Here is a 20,269-nt window from a genome sequence, read left to right as displayed (position 1 = left end):
GCTACCAGGCCGGGCCGATCGCGTCGGCGACGATCTGCGCGGACAGGGTCACCATCGGCAGACCACCGCCGGGATGGCTGGAGCCGCCGACCAGCCACAGTCCCCGGGCCGGTCCCCGGTTGGCCGGCCGGAGCAGGCCACCGGCCGTGCCGTAGATGGTGCCGCCCGGCGCGCCGGTGGTGGCGGCCAGATCGGCCGGGGTACGCACGTCGCGGAACACCAGCCGGTCGCGTACGTCCACGCCGCGTTCGGCCAGCACGTCGAGGATCCGATCGGCGTACGCCTGGGCGAGCTCCGGCCGGCGCCAGTCGATCGCTCCCGGGGCGGTCCCCTGACGGGCGGCGTTGACCAGCACGAACCATGCCTCGTGCCCGGCTGGGCGGACGGCCGGGTCGTTCGCCACGGTGACGAAGACCGTCGGATCGGCGGCCGGGCGGGCCCGCACCCCCCGTCCCGGATCACCGAAGACCGCGTCGAACTCGGCGTCGTAGTCGGACGGGAAGAAGACGTTGTGGTGGGCCATACCGGAGTCGCCGCGTACGCCGAGCAGCAGCACGAATCCGGCCAGGCTGCGGTCGGTGAGCCCGGCCAGCCGGCGCGCATCGGGCAGCAGGTCACGGTAGACGCTGAGCGCGTCGACATTGGCCACCACCACGTCGGCCGGGATCGGGGTGGCCGAGTCGGCGACGCGTACCCCGTGCACCCGGCCGCCCGCCGCGTCGATCCGGGTCACCGTGGTGCCGGTACGCACCACCACCCCCAGGTCCAGACAGCGCGACAGCAGCGCGTCGGCGAGGGTGCCCAGCCCGCCGCGCAGGTACCAGCCGCCGAAGGCCAGCTCGGCGTAGGGGACCGCGACCAGCGCGGCGGGCGCCCGGCGCGGGTCGGCGCCGGTGTAGGTGGCGTACCGGTCCAGCAGCATCCGCAGTCGCGGGTCGGAGATCAGGCTGCGACCCAGCCCGCGCAGGCTCTGGCCGGGTCGGATCGCGGCCAGGTCGCCCAGCCGCCAGGCGAGCCGGGCCAGGTCGCGGGGGGAGTCGACACGGCGGCGCAGGATGTCGCGTTCCGAGGCGTGCCACACCCGGGCGGCGCGCCGCCACAACCGCTGCCAGTCGCCGGCGGCCCGGTCGCCGAGGGCCGCGCCGATCCGGGCGGTGAACTCGGCCGGGTCGGCGCAGGAGTCGAGCACCGGGCCGCCACCGGGGAAGACGTGCCGCACGATCGGGTCCAGCGGCACCAGGTCGAGGTACTCGTCGAGCTTCGCCCCGGTCGCCTCGAACAGCTCGTGGAAGACCTCGGGCAGAGTCAACAGGCTGGGGCCGGTGTCGAAGTGGAACGCGCCCTCAAGGGTGTCCCGGCGGTGCCGCCCCAGCTTGCCGCCCACCTCCTCGGCGCGTTCGAGAACGGTCACCTGGTGTCCGGTGACGGCCAGCCGGGCCGCGGTGGCCAGCCCACCCACCCCGGCACCGACCACCACGATCCGCGCCATGCCGCGTCCTCCCAGGACCTAGCCGACCGGACGGCCACGCCAGGACAGGCGTCGCCGCTTGCGCAGATGGTACGACCGCAGGGTCAGCCAACCGAGGACCGCGACCGACACGGGATGGCCCAGCGTGTCGGGCCAGGCCCGGCCGCCGGTGGCGCGGGCGCTGACCATCCGCCCGGCCACCCCCGTCAGGTACGCGCCCACGGTGACCCCGGCCACCGTCGGCGCGCCGGCGAGCAGCGCCGCGACGGCCACCAGCGGCGGTGCGGTGTAGAGCGCCAGCAGCACGGTCAGCACCGCAGCCGCGGCGCTCGGGTGCCCGAACGAGGCCCACAGCGACTTGGTGTAGCCGTCGCGCAGCTGCGGCCAGTCCTCGTACATCCGGCAGCTGGCCAGGCGGGAGCCGTCGGCGAGGGCGATCCGGCCGCCGGCCCGCTTCACCGACCGGGCCAGCTCGATGTCCTCCAGCACCCGGTCGGCGACCGCCGCGTGCCCGCCGGCTCGCAGGTAGCCGGCCCGGTCGACGACCAGGAACTGTCCGCCGGCCGCGGCCAGCGACGGTCGCGGCGAACGCTCCATCGCCCGCAGCGGCAGGAAGGTCAGCCACAGCCACTGCAACAGCGGCTGCACCAGCCGGTCGGCCACCGTCCGCACCACGATCCGTGGGTACGGTGACAGCAGCGTCGCCCCGGCGGCGCGCAGTTCGGTGACCGCCGCCGCCACGGCGTACGGTTCGAGCACCACGTCGGCGTCGACGAAGACCAGTGCGCTGGCCGAGTCCTCCACGCGGGTGGCCAACTGCCAGCAGGCGTGCGGCTTGCCCAGCCAGCCCGGCGGAGGGTCCACCCCGGTGAGCAGGGTGACCCGGGGGTCGTCGGCGACCAGCGCGCGGACCACTTCGGCGGTGCCATCGACCGAGCCGTCGTCGAGCACCACGACGCGCAGCCCGGGCACTCCCCGCTGGGCGAGCAGGGCGCGCAGGCACGGGGTGACCCGGTCGGCCTCGTCGCGCAGCGGCAGCAGCACCGCCACCGGCTCGCTGAGCTCCACCGGCCGGTCGGTCGGCCGGCGCAGCCAGCGGCCGGCGTTGACCACGGTGTGCGCGGTCAGCGCGGTGACACCGAGCAGCAGGACCAGCGCGGCGATCATGCCGCCACGTCGACCGGGGAGCGTGGCGAACCGGTGTCCCGGTCGCGGGTCCGCCGAGCCCGCAGCAGGGTGACGGCCAGCGGTACGGCGACCACCGCCATGCCGACCGCACCCCACACCGCCGAGGCGGGCAGGTCGAGGAAGACGGCGTGGGCGAGCACGCTGGAGCCGTACGTCCACAGGTAGAGCGCGTACATCGGCTGGTCGCTGTCGCCGGTGGTGGCCACGGTGGACCCGGCGAGCGGGCGCAGCGCGGTCGTCATCAGCAACGCGAACAGCAGCCAGCCCAGGTAGTTGCTGACCGGAATGCCGGGCAGCCCGGGCAGGGCCGGTGTGGCATCCCGCCACACCCAGTGCCCTTCGGCCACCATCTGCGGGTCGAGGAAGAGGTCCCAGGTGGCCAACCCGAGGGTGGCCAGCGCGATGCGGCCCGGCCAGCGCCACCGACCGGACGACCCGCCGGTGAGCCGGGTGGCCGCCAACCAGGCGGGCCAGGCCATCCAGGTCCAGGCCAGCGGGATGATCAACGGTACTCCGGCCAGCTTGGGGCCGAGCTGGCCGGAGTAGTCGTAACTGCCGAACGGGAAGCCGGTGGTCACGCCGAGCGCCTCGATGGCGAACCCGCCGCCGGTGGCCACCGCGACCAGTGCCGCCGCCGCCCGTGGCCCCCGGGTGGTCAGGGCGTGACCGACCGAGAGCAGGTAGCCGAGCACGACGGTGGCCACGGTCAGCCGGGCCCGGGTGATCCCGCCGGTCAGCGGGTAGCAGATCTGCGCCAGTACCAGCAGGGCCAGCAGCGTCCAGGCGTAGCCGCGGACCGGTGCGGGAGCGGTCATGACCGCGCGGGCGGTGGGGTCGGCACCGACGGCGGTGGTGTCGACCCCGGCACGGCCAGCGGCAGGTCCCGGCCGAGCACCCCGAACGGACGCTCGTCGCCGGGGAAACGGAAGTCGCGCAGCACGTCGAGGAAACCGAACCGGCGGTACAGCCGCCAGGCGCGCGAGGTCTGCTCGTCGGCCTCCGGAGTGGACAGCAGGGTGGTGGCGTTCTCGGCCATGGTGAGCAGGGCGCGCAGTTGCCCGGCGCCCAGCCCGTGCCCCTGGGCCGGTGGCCGCACGTGCAGCTCGACCACCTCGAAGCAGTCGGTCAGCCAGCGTCGCCGGGTGGGCTGGTCCAGTGCCCGCCAGACCTGGTCGTGCCACCACTGACCGGCGGCGCCGACGTAGCCGTACCCGAAACCGGCCAGGTGGCCGGAGCTGGTGAGGCTGGCCACGGCGCGGAAGCCGGGCCGACGTACGTGGGTGGCGATGTAGCCGCGGCGGGCCTCCAGCAGGCCGGCGCGGTAACCCATCGCCTCGCCGTAGACGGCCGCCACGTCGTCCAGCCGCCGGAGGAGATCGTCCGGCGTCCACCGCACCAACCTCATGCCCGTTCACCCTTCGCCGGGTCACCGCCGTCGGTGGCCCACCCCAGTACCGTCCGGTCGCCGACCACGTCCCGCACCTCGAATCGGGCGAAGAGTTCCTCCGCGTACCACCGCTGGGTCTCCGTCCGGGTGATCGCGGCCCGGTGCTGCGGGTGACGGTACGCGAACGCCACGAGATCCGCCGGATCACGCCACACGCTCACCGTGCCCTGCCAGCCCAGGGGGGCCTCGCCGACGCCGAAGCGGGCGAGCAGTCCCGGTGCGGCGTGCAGGGCCGCGGCCACCGGCGGGACCGCCCGCCAGAAGGTGAGTGCCCGGGTCGGGCGTAGCCGCGCCCGGGTCAGCGCCAGCACCGGGCCGGTGACCCGGCCACCGGCGGGCGCACCGAACGGCCGCCGGCCGGACCACTCACCCCGGCTGGTCAGCGGTCGCAGGTCGAGCCGGACGCCCGCTTGGGCGAGACCGGACCAGGCCCGCGCCACCGGCGAGTCGGTGAACCGGGCGGCCGCGGCGGGGGAGTCCCAGACCGTCAGCGCCGCCCACCGGGTCAGGTCCGCGTCGCCGGGCCCGAAGCCGGTGCCGGTCCCGGTGCCGAGCAGCTTGCCGAACCGCACGCCGGGCAGGGCCCGCAGCCGGCGCGGGTCGACCGCCATCCGGGTCAGTGCCCGGCCCACGGCGATCGGCGCGATCCGCCACACGTGCAGGGTGACCAGCTCGGGGACACTCTGTGGGCCGTTCACGCCACGTCGGTCGGGGTCCCGCCGGTGACCCGCAGCAGTTCGGCGTAGGTGGTGGGAAAGACCGCCTGCGGTACACCACCGGCGGCCCAGATCTCGTCGTACTTGTCCAGGGCGGTGTCGACGAGCGTACGCAGCGGCTGCGGGTGACCCACCGGGGCGACCCCGCCGATCACCTGCCCGGTGTGTTCCTTGACGAACTGCGGGGTGGCCCGGCGCAGCCGGGTGACGGCGAGCCGGGTGGCCAGAACGGCGGTGTCCACCCGGTGCGCGCCGGAGGTGAGCACCAGCAGCGGGGTGCCGTCGGCGTCGAAGACGAGCGAGTTGGCGATGGCGCCGACATCGACACCGAGCGCGTCGGCGGCGGCCGCGGCGGTGTGCGCGGCGTCGGGCAGCAGGCGGACCGTGGCGGGCGCGTCGGAGCCGTTCCGGGCGTTCGCGGCATCGAGCGCGTCCTGCACCGCCCGGACGTTCGGGTGTGACTGCATGCCGCCATTCTTCCCGGTACGCGGACCGCCCGCGCCACCGGCCAAGTTGGGGTGCGTCGTGCGTTGCGTTTTTGTCGGGGGGAGGGTGTACTGTCAGCAGCAGTTAGAACGAGTGTTCGATTGCCTCGAACGTTCGTTCCAACCCTCTCGGGGGCGGGTGTTTCGCGGCACCGGCCTCCGACAGGTGCGGCACCGCGGACCGCACCTGGGCCCCGGGCAGTCGCGAGTCCGGACCCGCCGGTACGCCGGCCGGGTGTGGTGTGGGGAAGCTCCGCACCCGGCCGGCCATCCACCTGGTGCGTCTTCCTCCGCACCGACCGCCGCGGACCGCCGCGTCGACGGCTCCACTCCGTCGCGCGCCTGCCCGCCCCGGCTCATCTGGAGGAGACCATGCCGACCAGTCCGGCTCAGGCACCGACGGTGCCCGCGAACGTGCTGCCGCACCGTACTCCCGTCCAGTTGCTCGCGGTGGCCCGGCAGGGGCTCGCCGAGGCCGCCCGGACCGGCCCCGATGGCCTCCGGTACGCCGCCGCCCATCTCGCGGCCCTGCGCGCCGCCGCGGCGATGCTCGCCGCCCGCGCCCGTCCCGCACCCACCCGACGCCACCGGATCACCAGCGTCTGGGTCCTGCTCGCCAGCGTCGCCCCCGAGCTCGACGAGTGGGCCGGTTACTTCGCTCTCGGCGCCGGCAAACGGGCCGCCGCCGAGGCCGGCATTCCCCGGGTGGTGACCGCCCGGGAGGCCGACGACCTGCTCCGCGCCGCCGAGGAGTTCGTGACCGTGGTGGAGGCGGCACTCGGCCTGGCGCACCAGCCGGCGATCGACGGTCTCGCCGCCTGAGCCGCGGCGTCCGGCTGCCGTTGGCGGGACCCTAGGGTGGCCGGACGCCGCCCCGCCACACACACGTTCTTCTGATCCACGACAGCACCATCCACGGGCCGGATGTCCGTGGCGACGACGGGGGAGGTCCGATGGCGGGCCGCATGGTGGTCGGTTCCGCCGCGCTGGCCGGGCTGGTCCGTCCGGCCAGCGCACCCGACCCGGCGGGCGGGCACCGGGTGCTGCCCGTGCGGCCCGAGTTGACCGGGCTGCTGCCCAACCGGGGGCTGCGACGCGGCAGCACCATCGCGGTCGGTGGCGGGCAGACCCGGCCCAGCGGCACCACCTCGTTGTTGCTCGCGCTGCTCGCCGAGGCGTCCCGCGCCGGCTCCTGGTGCGCCGTGGTCGGAATGCCCACCTTCGGGGCCGGGGCGGCGGCCGAGGCCGGCATCGTCCTGGACCGGCTCGCCCTGGTGCCGCAGCCCGGTCCGGAGTGGCCCACCGTCGTCGCCGCGCTCATCGACGGCGTCGACGTGGTGGTCACCGCGGTTCCGTCCACCGTCTCCGCCTCCGTCGCCGACCGGTTGGCCGCGCGGGCCCGGCAACGCGGCAGCGTGCTGGTGCCGTACGGCCGGTGGGACGGCGCGGACGTGACGCTCCAGGTGGTCCGTGGGATCTGGCAGGGGCTCGGGGCGGGGCGGGGGCGGTTGCGCCGCCGGGAGGTGACCATCTCGGCTCGTGGGCGGGGCGCCGCCGCCCGACCCCGGGAGGTCAAGGTCTGGCTGCCCGGTGACGAGCTGACCCGGGTCGTCCCCGGCCCGGCCGCCACCGCCCGGTCGGGTGCCACCCGCCTGCGGGTGGTGGCGGGCCGTGGATGAACCGGTCCGGACACTGCTGCTGTGGTGCCCGGACTGGCCGGTACTCGCCGCCGAGATCGTCGACGGAGTGCCCGCCACCGGGCCGGTCGCGGTGCTGCACGCCAATCGGGTGATCGCCTGTTCCGAGCGGGCCCGCGCCGAAGGGGTACGCCGAGGACTGCGTCGGCGGGAGGCGCAGGGACGCTGCTCCGGGCTCACCGTCGTCGACCACGATCCGGGACGGGACGCGCGGGCGTTCGAGCCGGTGGTGGCCGCCGTCGAGGAGGTGGCGGTCGGGGTCGAGGTGATCCGCCCGGGGGCCTGCGCGCTGGCCGCCCGGGGTCCGAGCCGCTATCTGGGTGGTGAGGAGGCGGCTGCCGAGCGGATCGTCGAGCATGTCGCCCTCAGCTGCGCGGTGGAGAGCCAGATCGGTGTCGCCGCCGGGGTCTTCGCCGCCGGGCTGGCCGCCCGCGAGGGGCGGATCGTGCCGCCCGGCGGGACACCGGAGTTCCTGGCCGGTCAGCCCGTGGAGGCGCTCGGCCGTCCCGCCCTGGCCGACCTGCTGCGCCGGCTGGGCGTGCGTACGCTCGGCGACTTCGCCGCGCTGCCCGCCGGTGACGTGCTGGCCCGGTTCGGGTTCGACGGGGCGCTGGCCCATCGGCTGGCCGCCGGACGGGACGACCGGCCGCTCGCGGTGCGGCGCCCGCCGGTCGAGCTGACGGTCACCGCCGACCTGGACGAGCCGATCGACCGGATCGACGTGGCGGCGTTCGCGGCCCGGACACTGGCCGAGCAACTGCACGAACGGCTCGCCGGCCACGGTCTGGCCTGCACCCGCCTTGGCATCGAGGCGGTCACCGCGCACGGCCAGGAACTGCACCGGGTCTGGCGGCACGACGGGCTGCTGACCGCGGGGGCGATCGCCGACCGGGTCCGCTGGCAACTGGACGGCTGGCTCTCCGGTGCGCGTCGTGGCGGTGACCGGCCGCCCCGTCCCACCGCCGGGATCGTCCGGCTGCGGCTGCTGCCGGACGGGGTGCTGACCCAGGCCGGCCTGCAACCGGGGCTGTGGGGGGAGACCGGCGCGGAACGCGAGCGGGCGCACCGCGCGCTGAGCCGGGTGCAGGGCCTGCTCGGTCCCGAAGCGGTGGTCACCGCGGTGCTCGGTGGTGGGCGGTCCCCGGCCGACCAGACCCGGCTGGTGCCCTGGGGCGACGAGCGTCGGCCCGCCCGCCCCGGTCCGCCGCCGCTACCCGAACCCGTCGCGCGCTCCTGGCCCGGGTCGGACGTCACATCCGCCGCCTCCGGTGCGTCGGCCGGCTCCGGTGTGTCGGCCGGCTCCGGTGCGTCGGCCGGCTCCGGTGGTGGGCCGGTGACATCCGGTGGCGGGGTGGCCCGTTCCGGGGGGCGACGGGCGAGCGCGGGGCCGGCCGTACCGTCCTGGCCGGGGCGACTGCCGCCGCCCTCACCGGCCGTGGTGCTGCCCGTCCCGCTCGCCGCGAGCGTGCTCGACGCCACCGGCGCGCCGGTGGTGGTGAGCGCCCGGCTGGCGGTCAGCGCGCCACCGGCCCGGCTGAGCATCGGCACGCTGCCACCGCAGGCCATCAGCCCCGCTCCCACCCCGGGTTCCGTCCCTTCCACCACCGCCCCGGGTTCCGCCCCTTCCATCACCGCTTCGGCCATCACCGCTTCGGCCACCGCCTTTCGTGGTGGGACGGTCGCGTCGGCCGAGATCGTCGGTTGGGCCGGTCCGTGGCCGGTCGACGAGCGGTGGTGGGCACCGGCCGAGGCCCGCCGCCGAGCCCGGTTCCAGGTCCGCCTCGCCGACGGCAGCGCCCTGCTGCTCGCGGTCGAGTCCGGCCAGTGGCTGCTGGAGGCGATCTATGACTGACGTGAATCTTGGTCCGAAACAGCCCTCCAGGGGGTCGTTTCGTACCAAGATCTACCCGGGGCGTCCGGGGTGGTTGAGGGCACGGGGTGTGGCGTTCTGCGTGATGGCGGGGTGGGGGTGGTGAGTTTTCACAATCCTCGGTTGCCGTGGTCGGAGTTGGAGCGGGTGCTCTCCGGGCGGCCGGGCCGGGGGGACGGAAAGGGTGGAGAGGGCGGCGGGGAGCGGCACCTGCATGTGGTGGATCCGCTGGCGGTCGACGCCGACGGGGGCGACTCGCCGGCCTGGAGCCGACGGCGGGAGCACTACCGACCGCCGGAGCTGACCCGGCCCGCCGACGTGCCGCCGTACGCCGAACTGCACGCGCACACCAACTTCAGCTTCCTCGACGGTGCCAGCCACCCGGAGGAACTGGCCGAGGAGGCCGTCCGGTTGGGGCTCACCGCGCTCGCCGTCACCGACCACGACGGTTTCTACGGCGTGGTGCGGTTCGCCGAGGCGGCCCGCGCGCTGGGCCTGCCAACGATCTTCGGAGCGGAGCTGTCCCTCGGCCTGCCCGGTCCGCAGAACGGCGTACCCGACCCGCACGGCAACCACCTGCTGCTGCTGGCCCACGGCCACGAGGGGTACGCCCGGCTGGCCGCGACCATCGCCCGCGCCCAGCTACGCGGCGGTGAGAAGGGCCGCCCGGTCTACGGCGAGCTGGAGGAGATCGCCGCCGACCTGCGTGACCACGTGCTGGTGCTCACCGGCTGCCGCAAGGGACATGTGCCGGCCGCCCTGCTCACCGAGGGAGTCGACGCGGCGGCCCGCAAGCTGGACCAGCTCACCGCGCTGTTCGGCGCGGAGACGGTGGCGGTGGAACTGACCGACCACGGGCATCCGATCGACGGCGACCGCAACGACGCCCTGGCCGAGCTGGCGGCCGCCGCCGGCCTGCCCACGGTGGCCACGAACAACGTGCACTACGCGACTCCGGGGCGGCGTCGACTGGCCACCACCCTCGCGGCCGTCCGGGCCCGGCGCAGCCTGGACGAGATCGACGGCTGGCTGCCCGCGGCGGGCACCGCCCATCTGCGCGACGGCGCCGAGATGGCGGCCCGGTTCGCCGCGTACCCGGGCGCGGTGGCCCGGGCCGCCGAGTTCGGCGTCGAGCTGGCCTTCGACCTCCAGCTCGTCGCGCCGCAGCTGCCGGCGTACCCGGTGCCGCCGGGGCACAGCGAGATGAGTTGGCTGCGCCACCTCACCGAGCAGGGTGCTCGGGAACGCTACGGCCCGCGCGAGGCGCACCCGCAGGCGTACGCGCAACTCGACCACGAGCTGAACATGATCGAGGAGCTGGGCTTCCCCGGCTACTTCCTGGTGGTGTACGACATCGTCGACTTCTGCCGACGGGAGGACATCTACTGCCAGGGTCGGGGATCGGCGGCGAACTCGGCGGTCTGCTACGCGCTGCGGATCACCAACGTGGACGCGGTCCGGCACCGGCTGCTGTTCGAACGCTTCCTCGCTCCCGAGCGCGACGGGCCGCCCGACATCGACGTGGACATCGAGTCCGACCGCCGGGAGGAGGTCATCCAGCACGTCTACACCCGCTACGGCCGGGAGCACACCGCCCAGGTGGCCAACGTGATCTCCTACCGGCCCCGCTCGGCGGTGCGGGACGTGGCCAAGGCGTTCGGCTTCCCACCCGGCCAGCAGGACGCGTGGAGCAAGCAGATCGACCGCTGGGGCGACGTGGCCACGGTGGACGTGCCGGAGATCCCGGAGCAGGTGGTCGCGTACGCCAACGATCTCCAGACGTTTCCCCGGCACCTGGGCATTCACTCCGGCGGCATGGTGATCTGCGACCGGCCGGTGATCGAGGTCTGCCCGGTGGAGTGGGGTCGGATGCCCGGCCGTAGCGTGCTCCAGTGGGACAAGGACGACTGCGCCGCCGTCGGTCTGGTCAAGTTCGACCTGCTCGGCCTCGGCATGCTGTCGGCGTTGCACTACGGCTACGACATGATCGGGATGAGCCTGGATCTCGGCGACATGACGCTTGGCGACCCCGAGGTCTACGACATGCTCTGCCGGGCCGACTCGGTCGGGGTGTTCCAGGTGGAGAGCCGGGCCCAGATGGCCACCCTGCCCCGCCTGCGGCCCCGCGAGTTCTACGACCTGGTGGTCGAGGTGGCGTTGATCCGACCCGGGCCGATCCAGGGCGGCTCGGTGCACCCGTACATCCGGCGCAAGAACGGTCAGGAGCCGGTGACCTTCGCGCACCCGCTGATGCGCAACGCGCTGGAGAAGACCCTCGGCGTGCCGCTGTTCCAGGAGCAGCTGATGCAGCTCGCCATCGACCTGGCCGGCTTCGACGCGGCCGAGGCCGACCAGCTGCGCCGGGCGATGGGCGCCAAACGGTCGGTGCAGCGGATGGAGCAGATCGCCGACCGGCTCTACCGGGGCATGGCGGAGCGCGGCATCACCGGCGAGTCGGCCGATGACGTCTACCGCAAGCTCACCGCGTTCGCCAGCTACGGCTTCCCGGAGAGCCACGCGATGAGCTTCGCCTACCTGGTCTACGCCAGCTCCTGGCTGAAGCGCTACCACCCCGGTCCGTTCCTGGCCGCGCTGCTGAGCGCCCAGCCGATGGGCTTCTACTCGCCGCAGACCCTGGTCGACGACGCCCGCCGGCACGGCGTGGAGGTACGCCGACCGGACGTCAACGCCAGCGGCGCGAAGCCGGTGCTGGAATCCACCCCGGACACCCGCTGGGGCAGTCGAGCGGGGGAACCGCCGCACGCCTGGGGGCTGGGCGGTCCGGCGGTCCGGCTCGGGCTGTCCGGTGTGCGTACCCTCGGCGACGGTGTGGCCGAGCGGATCGAGGCCGAGCGGGCGGCGGACGGCCCGTACCTCGACATGCCGGATCTGGCCCGGCGGGTGGGTCTGACCGCCGCGCAGTTGGAGGCGCTGGCCACCGCGGACGCCTTCGCCTGTTTCGGGTTGACCCGGCGGCAGGCGCTCTGGGCGGCCGGCGCGGCGGCCCAGGAGCGGCCCGGCCGGCTGCCCGGCACGGTGACCGGTACGGCGGCGCCCGTGCTGCCCGGGATGGAGGAGGTGGACCGGCTGGTCGCCGACGTCTGGGCCACCGGGTTGTCGCCGGAGAACCACCCGGCCCGGTTCATCCGGCCCCAGCTGGACGCCGTGGGCGCGGTGCCGATCGACAGGTTGGGCCGGGTGGAGCCGGGTCGGCGGATCCGGGTCGGCGGGATCGTCACCCACCGGCAGCGGCCGGCGACCGCCGGCGGGGTCACCTTCCTCAACCTGGAGGACGAGACCGGCATGCTCAACGTCACCTGCTCGCCGGGCCTGTGGCAGCGGCATCGACGGGTGGCCCGCACCAGCACGGCGTTGGTGGTGCGGGGCCGGCTGCAGCGGCACGAGGGGGTGGTCAACCTGGTCGCCGACCGGCTGGACCCGCTCGAAGCACCGGTCCGCCCCGCCTCCCGCGACTTCCGTTGACAGCGCAGAGGTGACCCCCTGGCGATCTGGTCCCGGCTGACTAGGCTCGACCGGGTGGAACAGACCCCAGGCCCGGCCGGGCCGCCGCTCACCCCCCGTACCGCCGTGGTCTGGTCGGTGCTGCGCGCCGAGCTGGACCGCCGGCCGGCCGCCGAGCTGACCGTGCTGGACGTGGGGGGCGGCACCGGCGGCTTCGCGGTGCCGCTGGCCCGGGCCGGGCACCGGGTGACAGTGGTCGACGCCAGTCCCGACGCGCTCGCCGCGCTCAGCCGCCGCGCCGCGGAGTCCGGGGTCGCCGGGCGGGTACGCGCGGTGCAGGGTGACGCTGACGCGTTGGCCGGCCTGATCGAGCCGGCCAGCGTCGACCTGGTGCTCTGCCATGCCGTGCTGGAGATCGTCGACGACCCGCCACCTGTGGTGTCCGCGTTGGTCGGCGCGCTGCGACCGGGCGGTGCGGCGAGCGTGCTGGTCGCCGGGCGGGCCGCCGCGGTGCTCGGCCGGGCGATGAACGGGCACCTCGACGTGGCCGCGACCCTGGCCGCCGACCCGACCGGCGCCGCTGGCGCCCGGGACACCCTGCGCCGCCGCTTCGACGTCGAGAGCGCCGCCGCGCTGCTGACCGCCGCCGGGCTCACCGTCGAGGAGATCCACGGCGTACGCGTCCTGGCCGACCTGCTGCCCGCGGCGGTGGCGGACGGCCAGGCCGTTGCCCTGGTCGAGCTGGAGCGGACGCTGGCCGCGCAACCACCCTGGCGGGACGTCGCGGCCCAGCTGCACCTCTTCGCCCGCCGTCCGGCATGACCGGCGTGACCGGTCGAGCCCGACCGCTGGAGGTCGTCGCGCCGGGATACGGCGGCGGCAGCCTCGCCGACGTGCTGCCCAGCGCGCTGGCCGTGCTCGGTGTCCCCGGCGTCACGGACCCCCTCGGCCTCGCCACCGAACTGTCGGGGGTGCGCCGGGTCGCGGTGCTGCTGGTCGACGGCCTCGGCTGGTACCAGATCCCGACCGCCGCGCCGTACGCGCCGACCCTGGCCGGGCTGACCGCCGCGGCCGGTCGACCGCTCACCTCCGGTTTTCCCTCCACCACCCCGACCAGCCTGGTCACCCTGGGCACCGGCGTGGCACCCGGTGCGCACGGGGTGCTCGGCTTCACCGTATGCGTCCCGGGCACCGAGCGGGTGCTCAACCACATCGAGTGGCGCGACGGCGATCCCGACCCGCTGCGCTGGCAGCCGGTCCCCACCCAGTTGGAACGGGCACGGGCGGCGGGTGTGGCGGTGACCGTGGTGAGCCGGCCGGAGTTCGGCGGCACCGGCCTGACCCTGGCCGCGAACCGGGGCGGTGACTACCGGGGCGCGGCCGGGGTCGACGCGGTGGCCGCCACCACGCTGGCGGCGCTGACCGCCGGACCCGGTCCGACTCTCGTCTCCGCCTACCACCCTGACGTCGACCGCCACGGTCACCTCAGCGGCGTCGACTCGTTGCCGTGGCGGGTGGCGGTGACCGAGTTGGACGGATTGCTGGCCCGGCTGGTGGACGGGTTGCCGCCCGACGCCGCGCTGCTGGTCACCGCCGATCACGGGCAGCTCGACATCCCCGCCGGAGACCGGTTCGACCTGGACACCGACCCCCGGTTGACCGACGGGGTGCGGGTGGTGGCGGGCGAGCCCCGGGTGCGGTACCTGCACGTCGCCCCGGGGGCCACCGCCGACGTGGTGGCGGCCTGGTCGGCCGTGCTCGGCACCGCCGCCCGGGTGCTGACCCGCGAGGAGGCGGTGGCCAGCGGCCGGTTCGGGTCGGTGGCCACCGACCACCTGGACCGGATCGGCGACGTGGTGGTGGTCTGCAACGACACGTACGCCGTGTTGGCCAGTCGATCGGAGCCGCCGGTGGTGTCCCGGTTGGTGGCCTTCCACGGCGCGGACACGGCAGCCGAGATGACCATTCCGCTGCTGGTGGTGCGGGGCTGACCGGCCGGAATGTCACCCCCGCGGGTTAACCTGCGCAGGTGGGCCGCAGCCAGTCGCTACCCCGGGGCGGCGATCCCCGGTTCGGGCCCGGCGCCGACGACGCCGGGTGCCCGATCCTGCACGTCGACATGGACGCCTTCTACGCCTCGGTGGAGGTCCGTCACCGCCCCGAGCTGCGTGGCCTGGCCGTCGTGGTCGGCGGGGTCGGTCCGCGCGGCGTGGTCAGTTCGGCCAGCTACGAGGCCCGGCGGTACGGCGTTCGCAGCGCCATGCCCACGATGCGGGCCCGTGCGCTCTGCCCGCACGCGGTCTTCCTCGCCCCCGACTTCGCCCGCTACTCGGCGGCCTCGCGGGCGGTCATGCAGATCTTCCGTGACGTCACGCCGCTGGTCGAGCCGCTCTCGTTGGACGAGGCGTTCCTTGACGTCGCCGGTGCCCGGCGACTGTTCGGTCGGCCGGCGACGATCGCCCGCCGCATCCGGGAGCGGGTCGCCGAGGAGCAGGGGCTGACCTGCTCGGTGGGGGTGGCACCGAGCAAGTTCGTGGCCAAGCTCGGCTCGACCCGGGCGAAGCCCGACGGTCTGCTCGTGGTGCCGGCCGACCGGGTGCTCGAGTTCCTCCACCCACTACCGGTCGCCGCGCTGTGGGGGGTGGGGGAGCGTTCCGAGCAGGCACTGCTGCGGCTCGGTCTGCGTACCGTCGGTGACCTCGCGCAGGCTCCGTTGGGCATGTTGCGGACCGCGCTCGGCGCGGCGGGCGCCGCGCACCTGCACGAGCTGTCCTGGGGCCGCGACCCCCGCCGGGTCAGCCCGGAGCAGGCGGAGAAGTCGATCGGCGCGGAAATCACCTTCGACGTGGACGTCGACGATCCGACCGAGATCCGACGGACGCTGCTGGCCCTGGCCGAAAAGGTCGGTGCCCGGTTGCGAGCCAGCGGGCAGGTGGGGCGGACGGTTTCGCTGAAGGTGCGCACCGCCGATTTCCGCACGGTGAGCCGGGCCCGCACCCTGACCGTGCCGACCGATGTGGCTCGGGAGATGTTCGACACGTCGTGGGCGCTCTACACCGCGTTGGACCCGGGTGAGCGGATCCGGCTGCTCGGTGTCCGGGCGGAGGGGCTGACGGCGGCGGACCAGACACCGCAGCAGCTCGCCCTCGGGCAGCCGGAGCGGGGCTGGCGGGAGGCGGAGGTCGCCGCCGACGCGGCGGCTGCCCGTTTCGGGCGGTCCGTCATAGGACCGGCCAGTCTTCTCAGCGGGCGCGATCCTCGCCGAAATGAAAATCCGACCCGGCCGTAGGTCGTCCCGCTTTCCGACGCGCGAGGGCCCTCGTAGACTTGCGGGTAAGCAGCCGGTTGGCTGCCACGGTCTGTCGGTCCGACCGGACCGACCAACGTGACCGGGGAGGAGTGCCGTGCCGCTCTCGGAGCACGAGCAGCGGCTGTTCGAGCAGATCGAGCGGTCGCTTGCCGAGGACCCCAAGTTCGCCTCGGCCGTGCGCGCCAGCGATCCGCGCTTCCACGCGCGGCGTCGCCTGCTCGTCGCTGCCGGCCTGATCATCGCTGGCCTGGCGTTGCTGGTCTATGGCGCGGTGATCAAGACTCCGCCGTTGGCAGTGGCGGGATTCGTTGTCATGTTGGCCTCGGCCGCGTTCGCGGTGCAGTCGCACCGTCGGGCGCAGTCACCCGACCTGCACGTCGTCGGGGGCACGGCGAGTCGTCGCCGGTCCCGAGGCCGTGCCGGACGGAGGTCGGGTTTCCTCGACCGGATGGAGGACCGGTGGCGGCAGCGCCCGGAGGGGCACCGCTGACCCCGTTGCGCCGTTGACGCGGAGGCACGTCACTCCGGGCCGACCGCCCGGGGTGAGTAGGCGCGAGCGCCCAGGGTGCCGTGCGAGTCTTCGTGGTGCCCGCCGGTCGCTGTTAGCTGTCGCCGGCCGGATGTCCGGTGTGCCGCTGAGTGGACTGGTAGAGCATCCAACGTGATGTCAGGGAGACATGGAAATGTCGCCCTGACATGTTCCTCAAGAGGGAACCGGGGGATGCCCCGTCACGTCCGCTATCAGGATTTCAGCACCGGACCGACGATCACGTTGGACACGCCGTGACCCCGATCGGCGGGCCGTCGCCGGCGACCCGGGTGGTGCCGGCAACGAGAATCAGCGCCCCGCGCGGCTGGCGATCAGCCGGCGTGGACTGAACCGCAGCAGCCTCCGGCGCACCTGCCCGGCCGAGTTGACCAGTCGTGACGAGTTGTCCGCGAGGGCGGTGCGCCAGCGGGACAACACCGACGGCGGCAACACGGTCGCCACCAGGCGGGTCCGCCGGTCGGCCTGCCCGGCCAGCGCACCGCGCACCGTCCGCAGGGCCGCCGGCAGTGGTTCACCGGTCAACGGGTCCCGGGCGTAACGGGCCCGCTCCTCCGCACGTCCGAGCAGACGTACCGCCGAGCCGGCATCGGTCTGCGCGGCCAGGCGCTCACGGGCCACCCGCTCCGCCGTGGCACGGGGGGTTTCCGTCCGATCCACCCCGACCCGGTAGTCGATGAGCGTGTCGATCAGCTCGTCCCAGGCGGCGTGCGCGTCGGCCCGCGCCCGGTCCGGATCGGTGGCGACCATCACGACCGGTTGCCCGGTCGCGGACGGGGCCGCGTCCAGCGCGTCGACCGGCCGCACCGCCGGTGCCGGTCTGCCCCGACGGCGGCGCAGTGCGAGTCGGCGCAGTGCGGGCACGGCGAGCAGCACCAGCAGCGCCAGGACGCTGGCCGCGACCAGCCACGGCCAGACGGGTGCCTGCCCGGCGGAAGCGTCGGAGCCGAGCGCCGCACCCGGGTCCTCGCCCTCCTCGAACTGGTTCGGTCCCTGCTCCGCCTCGGCGGACGGATCCGTCTCGTCGGGTGTGTCCGCGGTGCCTCCCGGCGGCGTGCCCTCCTCCGGGGCGTCCACGTCCGGCGCCCACGCCGAGCGGGTGGAGCCCGGCACGCCGTAGGCCGGGGTGGCGTCGAAGGGCACCCAGCCGATCTGGTCGAAGTAGACCTCGGTCCAGGCGTGCAGATTGCGGTTGGTCAGCGTGAGGGTGTCGTCGCTGCGGCGGCTGCCGTTGGTGAACCCGAACGCGACCCGAGCCGGGATCCCCGCGTCGCGGACCATCCAGGCCAGCGCCGCGGCGTACTGCTGGCAGTAGCCGACCTTGTTCTCCAGGAAGTCGAGAATCGCCTGGCCGCTGCTGCCCTGCTCGGTGCTGAGCCGGTAGCTGAAGCCGTTGTCCTCGGAGAAGTAGTTGTAGATCGCTCGCACCTTGTCGTACTCGGTGCGTGCCCCCCGGATCAGATCCTCCACCAGGGCACGGACCTCCGGCACGTCCGGCGTCACGGTCTGCTGCCGGCGCAGCGGCAGGTCCGCCGGCAGCGGCTGAGCCCGCCGCAGCGCCCGCGGACTGTACGACGAGCGGACGTAGTCGAAGGAGTACTCCTTACCCCGCGAGTTTTCCCGGTTGGAGAAGACGACCTGCAGGGTCGGGTCGTAGAACCAGTTGTTGCCCAGCTCGGCGAAGTTGACCGGTTCGGCGTAGACCGGCAGCAGCGGCATGTTCAGCTCGCGGCTCACCTGCACGGTGGCCCGTTGCCGGGTGCGTTGGATGCCCGGCGCCGACCGCCCCGAGGGATCGGGTAGGTCGCCGGTGACCCGCCTACCGTTGGGGCCGCGTACCCGGAAGCCGTCGGTACGCAGGTCGTCGGCGACCCCGAAGCGCAGATAGAACGGCTCTTCCTCGGTGGTGGTGACCGTCACCAGGTCGGTCACCTGGGACTGGTTGAGCTGCCCACTGAGCGCGGCGAAGAGATCGACCCGGCCGGGGGAGCCACCGAACCCGGGACCGATGCCGGAGCCGGGGCCGGAGTTGAGCGTGGTCATCAACCCGGCGGTCATTCCCGGCACGGCCAACGGCACCAGCACGGCCAGTGCGAGACCCACCACCGCCAGCCGCCGGCCGGCGGCGGCCAACGGCGACGCTTCCCAGACGTCCACGTCGCGGCCGTCGCCGGTGAACCGCCGGCCGAACCGACGGACCCGGTCCACGTTGTCGGTGACCAGCAGCCACAGGAAACCGGCGGCGCCGATCGCGAACGGCACCGGCGGGACGCTGTCCACGTAGACCGCCACCGGCACCGAGTAGATGGCCAGCATGGGCAGCCCGGCCAGGGCAGGGCGGCGCAGCCCGACGCAGAGCACGTCCACCAGCACCGCCACCGCGCCGATGCCGAGCACGGTGACGAACAGCAGTGGGTCGGTGTCCGGAACCTTCACGCCGTGGGAGCGCATGTCCTCGACCGAGTTGCCGAGCAACTCGGCGAAGTGTCCGAAGGTGGCCGGGGTGGGCAGCACCGTCAGCAGCTCGGAGCCGCTGGGGAAAAGCCAGGTCAGAGCGAGGGTGAGACCGCCGACCATGGCCAGGATCTGCACCCACAGCGGGGTCCGGCCGAGCCGGGCCAGCGACGCCGCGGCCGCCACCGCGGCCACCGCGATGACCGCCTGGACCAGCCACGTCCAACGTTCGAAGATGGCCGACAGTGGTGCTGCCGCGAGCAGCGTCGCGCCGGCGGCCACCAGGCCCAGGTTCCGATGGGCGATCATGAGGGGGACCTTCCGTTCATCGCACGCCACCGGACACGGTCTCGGCCATCGCCGCGCGCAGCGCGAACCCCTGCGAGCCCCGCCCCGCCTGCGGCCACAGCGTCGGCAGCCGGCCGCCGTGGTCGACACCGATCACCCGCCAGCCGGCCTGCAGCAGCGCCAGCGCCGCGGCGTCGTGCGCCTGGTCGGCCTCGGCCCGAGCGGGCGTCGGCAGGTTCAGCCAGGCGGAGCTGTCCAACAGGAAGCAGACACAGGTGGCGCCGTTGGCCCGCAGCCCGGCCAACAGCTCCGCCTCGGCGGTGCTCAGCGACCCGAACAGCCCGATGATCAGCCCGCCGTCGGCGCGTTGCCGTACGTGCTGCACCAGAGTGGTGATCTCGACCCGCTGGTCGAGCCGGACCTCCGCGAGCTGGTCGAGCAGCAGGCCGTCGCCGGCGCCCTCGGTGGCATCGACGTCCGCGCCCGAGCCGGTGACCAGGCGAAGTTTGTACCCGGCCTGCCGCAGATGCACCGCGATGCTGGCGGCGGCCGAGACCGCCCACTCGAAGCTCGCCGTCGGACCGTCGCCCTGATGCCCGTACGCGCGGGTGTCCAGCAGCACCGTCGCCCGGCTCTCCCAGGGCTGCTCCTCCCGGCGCACCATCAGCTCGCCGGTGCGCGCGGTCGACTTCCAGTGCACCCGGCGCAGGTCGTCGCCGCGCCGGTACTCCCGGGTGGCCGCATCGTCCTCGCCGTGCACCGCCACCGAGCGGGCCCGACTCTCGCCGCTGCCGGCGTACTCGCCGGGCAGTCGCACCGCCGGCAGTGGAACCACCTGCGGCACGACGGTGAGCCGGTCGGTGCCGGGGAAGGCGCGGCTCAGTTCGCAGAGGCCGAAGGGGTCGGTCATCCGGATCACCAGCGGCCCCACCTCGTACCGGCCCCGCACGTCGGCGCGCACCGTGTACGCCACGGAGCTGGCCTGGTGTGCGCCGAGACGTTCCAGCACCACCCGGGGACGGCTGCCGAGGGCGTACGGGAGCCGGTCCTCCAGCAGCAGGGTGCCGGTGGGCAGCCGGGACATGTTCTGCAGGCGCAGCACCACCCGGGCGGTCGCGCCGACGGGTACCCGGTGCGGCTCCAGCGACCGGTGGCAGGCGAGCTTGTAGCGGCTGCGACCGACGTAGAGCGCGGCGAGCAACGGCAGGACGGCCAGCAGCACGGCAACCCGCAGCAGGTCCTTCTCGCCGAGGATGCCCGCGGAGATGGCCGCCGCCACCGCCGCGGCCAGGAAGGAGCGGCCGCGGGTGGTCAGTCCGCGCAGCCCGTCACGCACG

At 74.3% G+C, this 20,269-nt stretch carries 15 protein-coding genes and 1 pseudogene; 8 read left to right on the top strand and 8 right to left on the bottom strand.

What is annotated here, in order from left to right; translation table 11 throughout:
• Window position 1: 1 nt before the first annotated feature.
• Genes AC2CHE_RS14890 through AC2CHE_RS14865 form a run of 6 tightly spaced genes read right to left on the bottom strand, consistent with a single transcriptional unit; the run spans window position 2 to window position 5,286 of the window.
• Window positions 2-1,489, bottom strand: coding sequence for a phytoene desaturase family protein (locus tag AC2CHE_RS14890; RefSeq protein ID WP_484505482.1), 1,488 nt, complete (start codon window positions 1,487-1,489; stop codon window positions 2-4).
• Between the two features lie 18 nt (window positions 1,490-1,507).
• The gene (locus tag AC2CHE_RS14885) at window positions 1,508-2,635 is read right to left on the bottom strand and encodes a glycosyltransferase family 2 protein (RefSeq protein WP_484505481.1); all 1,128 of its coding nucleotides are present in this window, start codon (window positions 2,633-2,635) and stop codon (window positions 1,508-1,510) included.
• Window positions 2,632-3,471, bottom strand: coding sequence for a carotenoid biosynthesis protein (locus AC2CHE_RS14880; protein ID WP_484505480.1), 840 nt, complete (start codon window positions 3,469-3,471; stop codon window positions 2,632-2,634). Before AC2CHE_RS14880 ends, AC2CHE_RS14885 begins: the two co-directional genes overlap by 4 nt.
• Window positions 3,468-4,061, bottom strand: a complete 594-nt coding sequence (locus AC2CHE_RS14875) for a GNAT family N-acetyltransferase (protein WP_484505479.1) — start codon at window positions 4,059-4,061, stop codon at window positions 3,468-3,470. Before AC2CHE_RS14875 ends, AC2CHE_RS14880 begins: the two co-directional genes overlap by 4 nt.
• Entirely contained in the window at window positions 4,058-4,801 is a 744-nt protein-coding gene (locus tag AC2CHE_RS14870) for a monooxygenase (protein ID WP_484505478.1), read from the bottom strand. The genes AC2CHE_RS14875 and AC2CHE_RS14870 overlap by 4 nt, the downstream gene beginning before the upstream one ends.
• Window positions 4,798-5,286, bottom strand: a complete 489-nt coding sequence (locus AC2CHE_RS14865; RefSeq protein ID WP_484505477.1) for a YbaK/EbsC family protein — start codon at window positions 5,284-5,286, stop codon at window positions 4,798-4,800. The genes AC2CHE_RS14870 and AC2CHE_RS14865 overlap by 4 nt, the downstream gene beginning before the upstream one ends.
• Before the next feature lie 390 nt (window positions 5,287-5,676).
• Between AC2CHE_RS14865 and AC2CHE_RS14860 the strand changes: the two genes are divergently transcribed.
• The 8 genes and pseudogenes from AC2CHE_RS14860 to AC2CHE_RS14825 all read left to right on the top strand — a co-directional run bounded on the left by AC2CHE_RS14860 (window position 5,677) and on the right by AC2CHE_RS14825 (window position 16,133).
• A complete protein-coding gene (locus tag AC2CHE_RS14860) occupies window positions 5,677-6,126 on the top strand; it encodes an SAV_6107 family HEPN domain-containing protein (RefSeq protein WP_281563941.1) in 450 nt (149 codons plus the stop codon).
• Between the two features lie 131 nt (window positions 6,127-6,257).
• Window positions 6,258-6,983, top strand: coding sequence for a hypothetical protein (locus AC2CHE_RS14855; RefSeq protein WP_281563940.1), 726 nt, complete (start codon window positions 6,258-6,260; stop codon window positions 6,981-6,983).
• Window positions 6,976-8,457: pseudogene (locus AC2CHE_RS14850) on the top strand (DNA polymerase Y family protein); the annotation flags it as partial. The gene AC2CHE_RS14855 and the pseudogene AC2CHE_RS14850, both read left to right, overlap by 8 nt.
• A 516-nt stretch (window positions 8,458-8,973) precedes the next feature.
• Window positions 8,974-12,354, top strand: coding sequence for an error-prone DNA polymerase (locus AC2CHE_RS14845; RefSeq protein ID WP_484505476.1), 3,381 nt, complete (start codon window positions 8,974-8,976; stop codon window positions 12,352-12,354).
• A 36-nt stretch (window positions 12,355-12,390) separates the two neighbouring features.
• A complete protein-coding gene (locus AC2CHE_RS14840) occupies window positions 12,391-13,155 on the top strand; it encodes a methyltransferase domain-containing protein (RefSeq protein WP_484505512.1) in 765 nt (254 codons plus the stop codon).
• A complete protein-coding gene (locus tag AC2CHE_RS14835) occupies window positions 13,152-14,324 on the top strand; it encodes an alkaline phosphatase family protein (protein WP_484505475.1) in 1,173 nt (390 codons plus the stop codon). The genes AC2CHE_RS14840 and AC2CHE_RS14835 overlap by 4 nt, the downstream gene beginning before the upstream one ends.
• Window positions 14,325-14,362: 38 nt before the next feature.
• Complete coding sequence (locus tag AC2CHE_RS14830) at window positions 14,363-15,622, top strand: DNA polymerase IV (protein ID WP_484505474.1); 1,260 nt, start codon at window positions 14,363-14,365, stop codon at window positions 15,620-15,622.
• 115 nt (window positions 15,623-15,737) lie between these two features.
• Window positions 15,738-16,133, top strand: coding sequence for a DUF3040 domain-containing protein (locus AC2CHE_RS14825; protein WP_281563935.1), 396 nt, complete (start codon window positions 15,738-15,740; stop codon window positions 16,131-16,133).
• 348 nt (window positions 16,134-16,481) lie between these two features.
• Here the strand turns inward: AC2CHE_RS14825 and AC2CHE_RS14820 are convergent, their stop codons facing one another.
• Both AC2CHE_RS14820 and AC2CHE_RS14815 read right to left on the bottom strand, forming a co-directional pair.
• Window positions 16,482-18,953, bottom strand: coding sequence for a transglutaminase TgpA family protein (locus AC2CHE_RS14820; RefSeq protein ID WP_484505473.1), 2,472 nt, complete (start codon window positions 18,951-18,953; stop codon window positions 16,482-16,484).
• Window positions 18,954-18,969: 16 nt separating this feature from the next.
• The gene (locus tag AC2CHE_RS14815) at window positions 18,970-20,268 is read right to left on the bottom strand and encodes a DUF58 domain-containing protein (RefSeq protein ID WP_484505472.1); all 1,299 of its coding nucleotides are present in this window, start codon (window positions 20,266-20,268) and stop codon (window positions 18,970-18,972) included.
• Between the last annotated feature and the right edge of the window lies 1 nt (window position 20,269).

The organism is Micromonospora sp. ATLC16 (assembly GCF_057196645.1).
The sequence above is the reverse complement of the archived record's forward strand: the minus strand, read 5'-3'. Positions and strand labels throughout refer to the sequence as shown.

Coding starts and splice junctions, on each gene's coding strand:
- AC2CHE_RS14890 (WP_484505482.1), bottom strand. CDS start 1,489: ATGGCGCGGATCGTGGTGGTCGGTGCCGGGGTGGGTGGGCTGGCCACC.
- AC2CHE_RS14885 (WP_484505481.1), bottom strand. CDS start 2,635: ATGATCGCCGCGCTGGTCCTGCTGCTCGGTGTCACCGCGCTGACCGCG.
- AC2CHE_RS14880 (WP_484505480.1), bottom strand. CDS start 3,471: ATGACCGCTCCCGCACCGGTCCGCGGCTACGCCTGGACGCTGCTGGCC.
- AC2CHE_RS14875 (WP_484505479.1), bottom strand. CDS start 4,061: ATGAGGTTGGTGCGGTGGACGCCGGACGATCTCCTCCGGCGGCTGGAC.
- AC2CHE_RS14865 (WP_484505477.1), bottom strand. CDS start 5,286: ATGCAGTCACACCCGAACGTCCGGGCGGTGCAGGACGCGCTCGATGCC.
- AC2CHE_RS14860 (WP_281563941.1), top strand. CDS start 5,677: ATGCCGACCAGTCCGGCTCAGGCACCGACGGTGCCCGCGAACGTGCTG.
- AC2CHE_RS14855 (WP_281563940.1), top strand. CDS start 6,258: ATGGCGGGCCGCATGGTGGTCGGTTCCGCCGCGCTGGCCGGGCTGGTC.
- AC2CHE_RS14835 (WP_484505475.1), top strand. CDS start 13,152: ATGACCGGCGTGACCGGTCGAGCCCGACCGCTGGAGGTCGTCGCGCCG.
- AC2CHE_RS14820 (WP_484505473.1), bottom strand. CDS start 18,953: ATGATCGCCCATCGGAACCTGGGCCTGGTGGCCGCCGGCGCGACGCTG.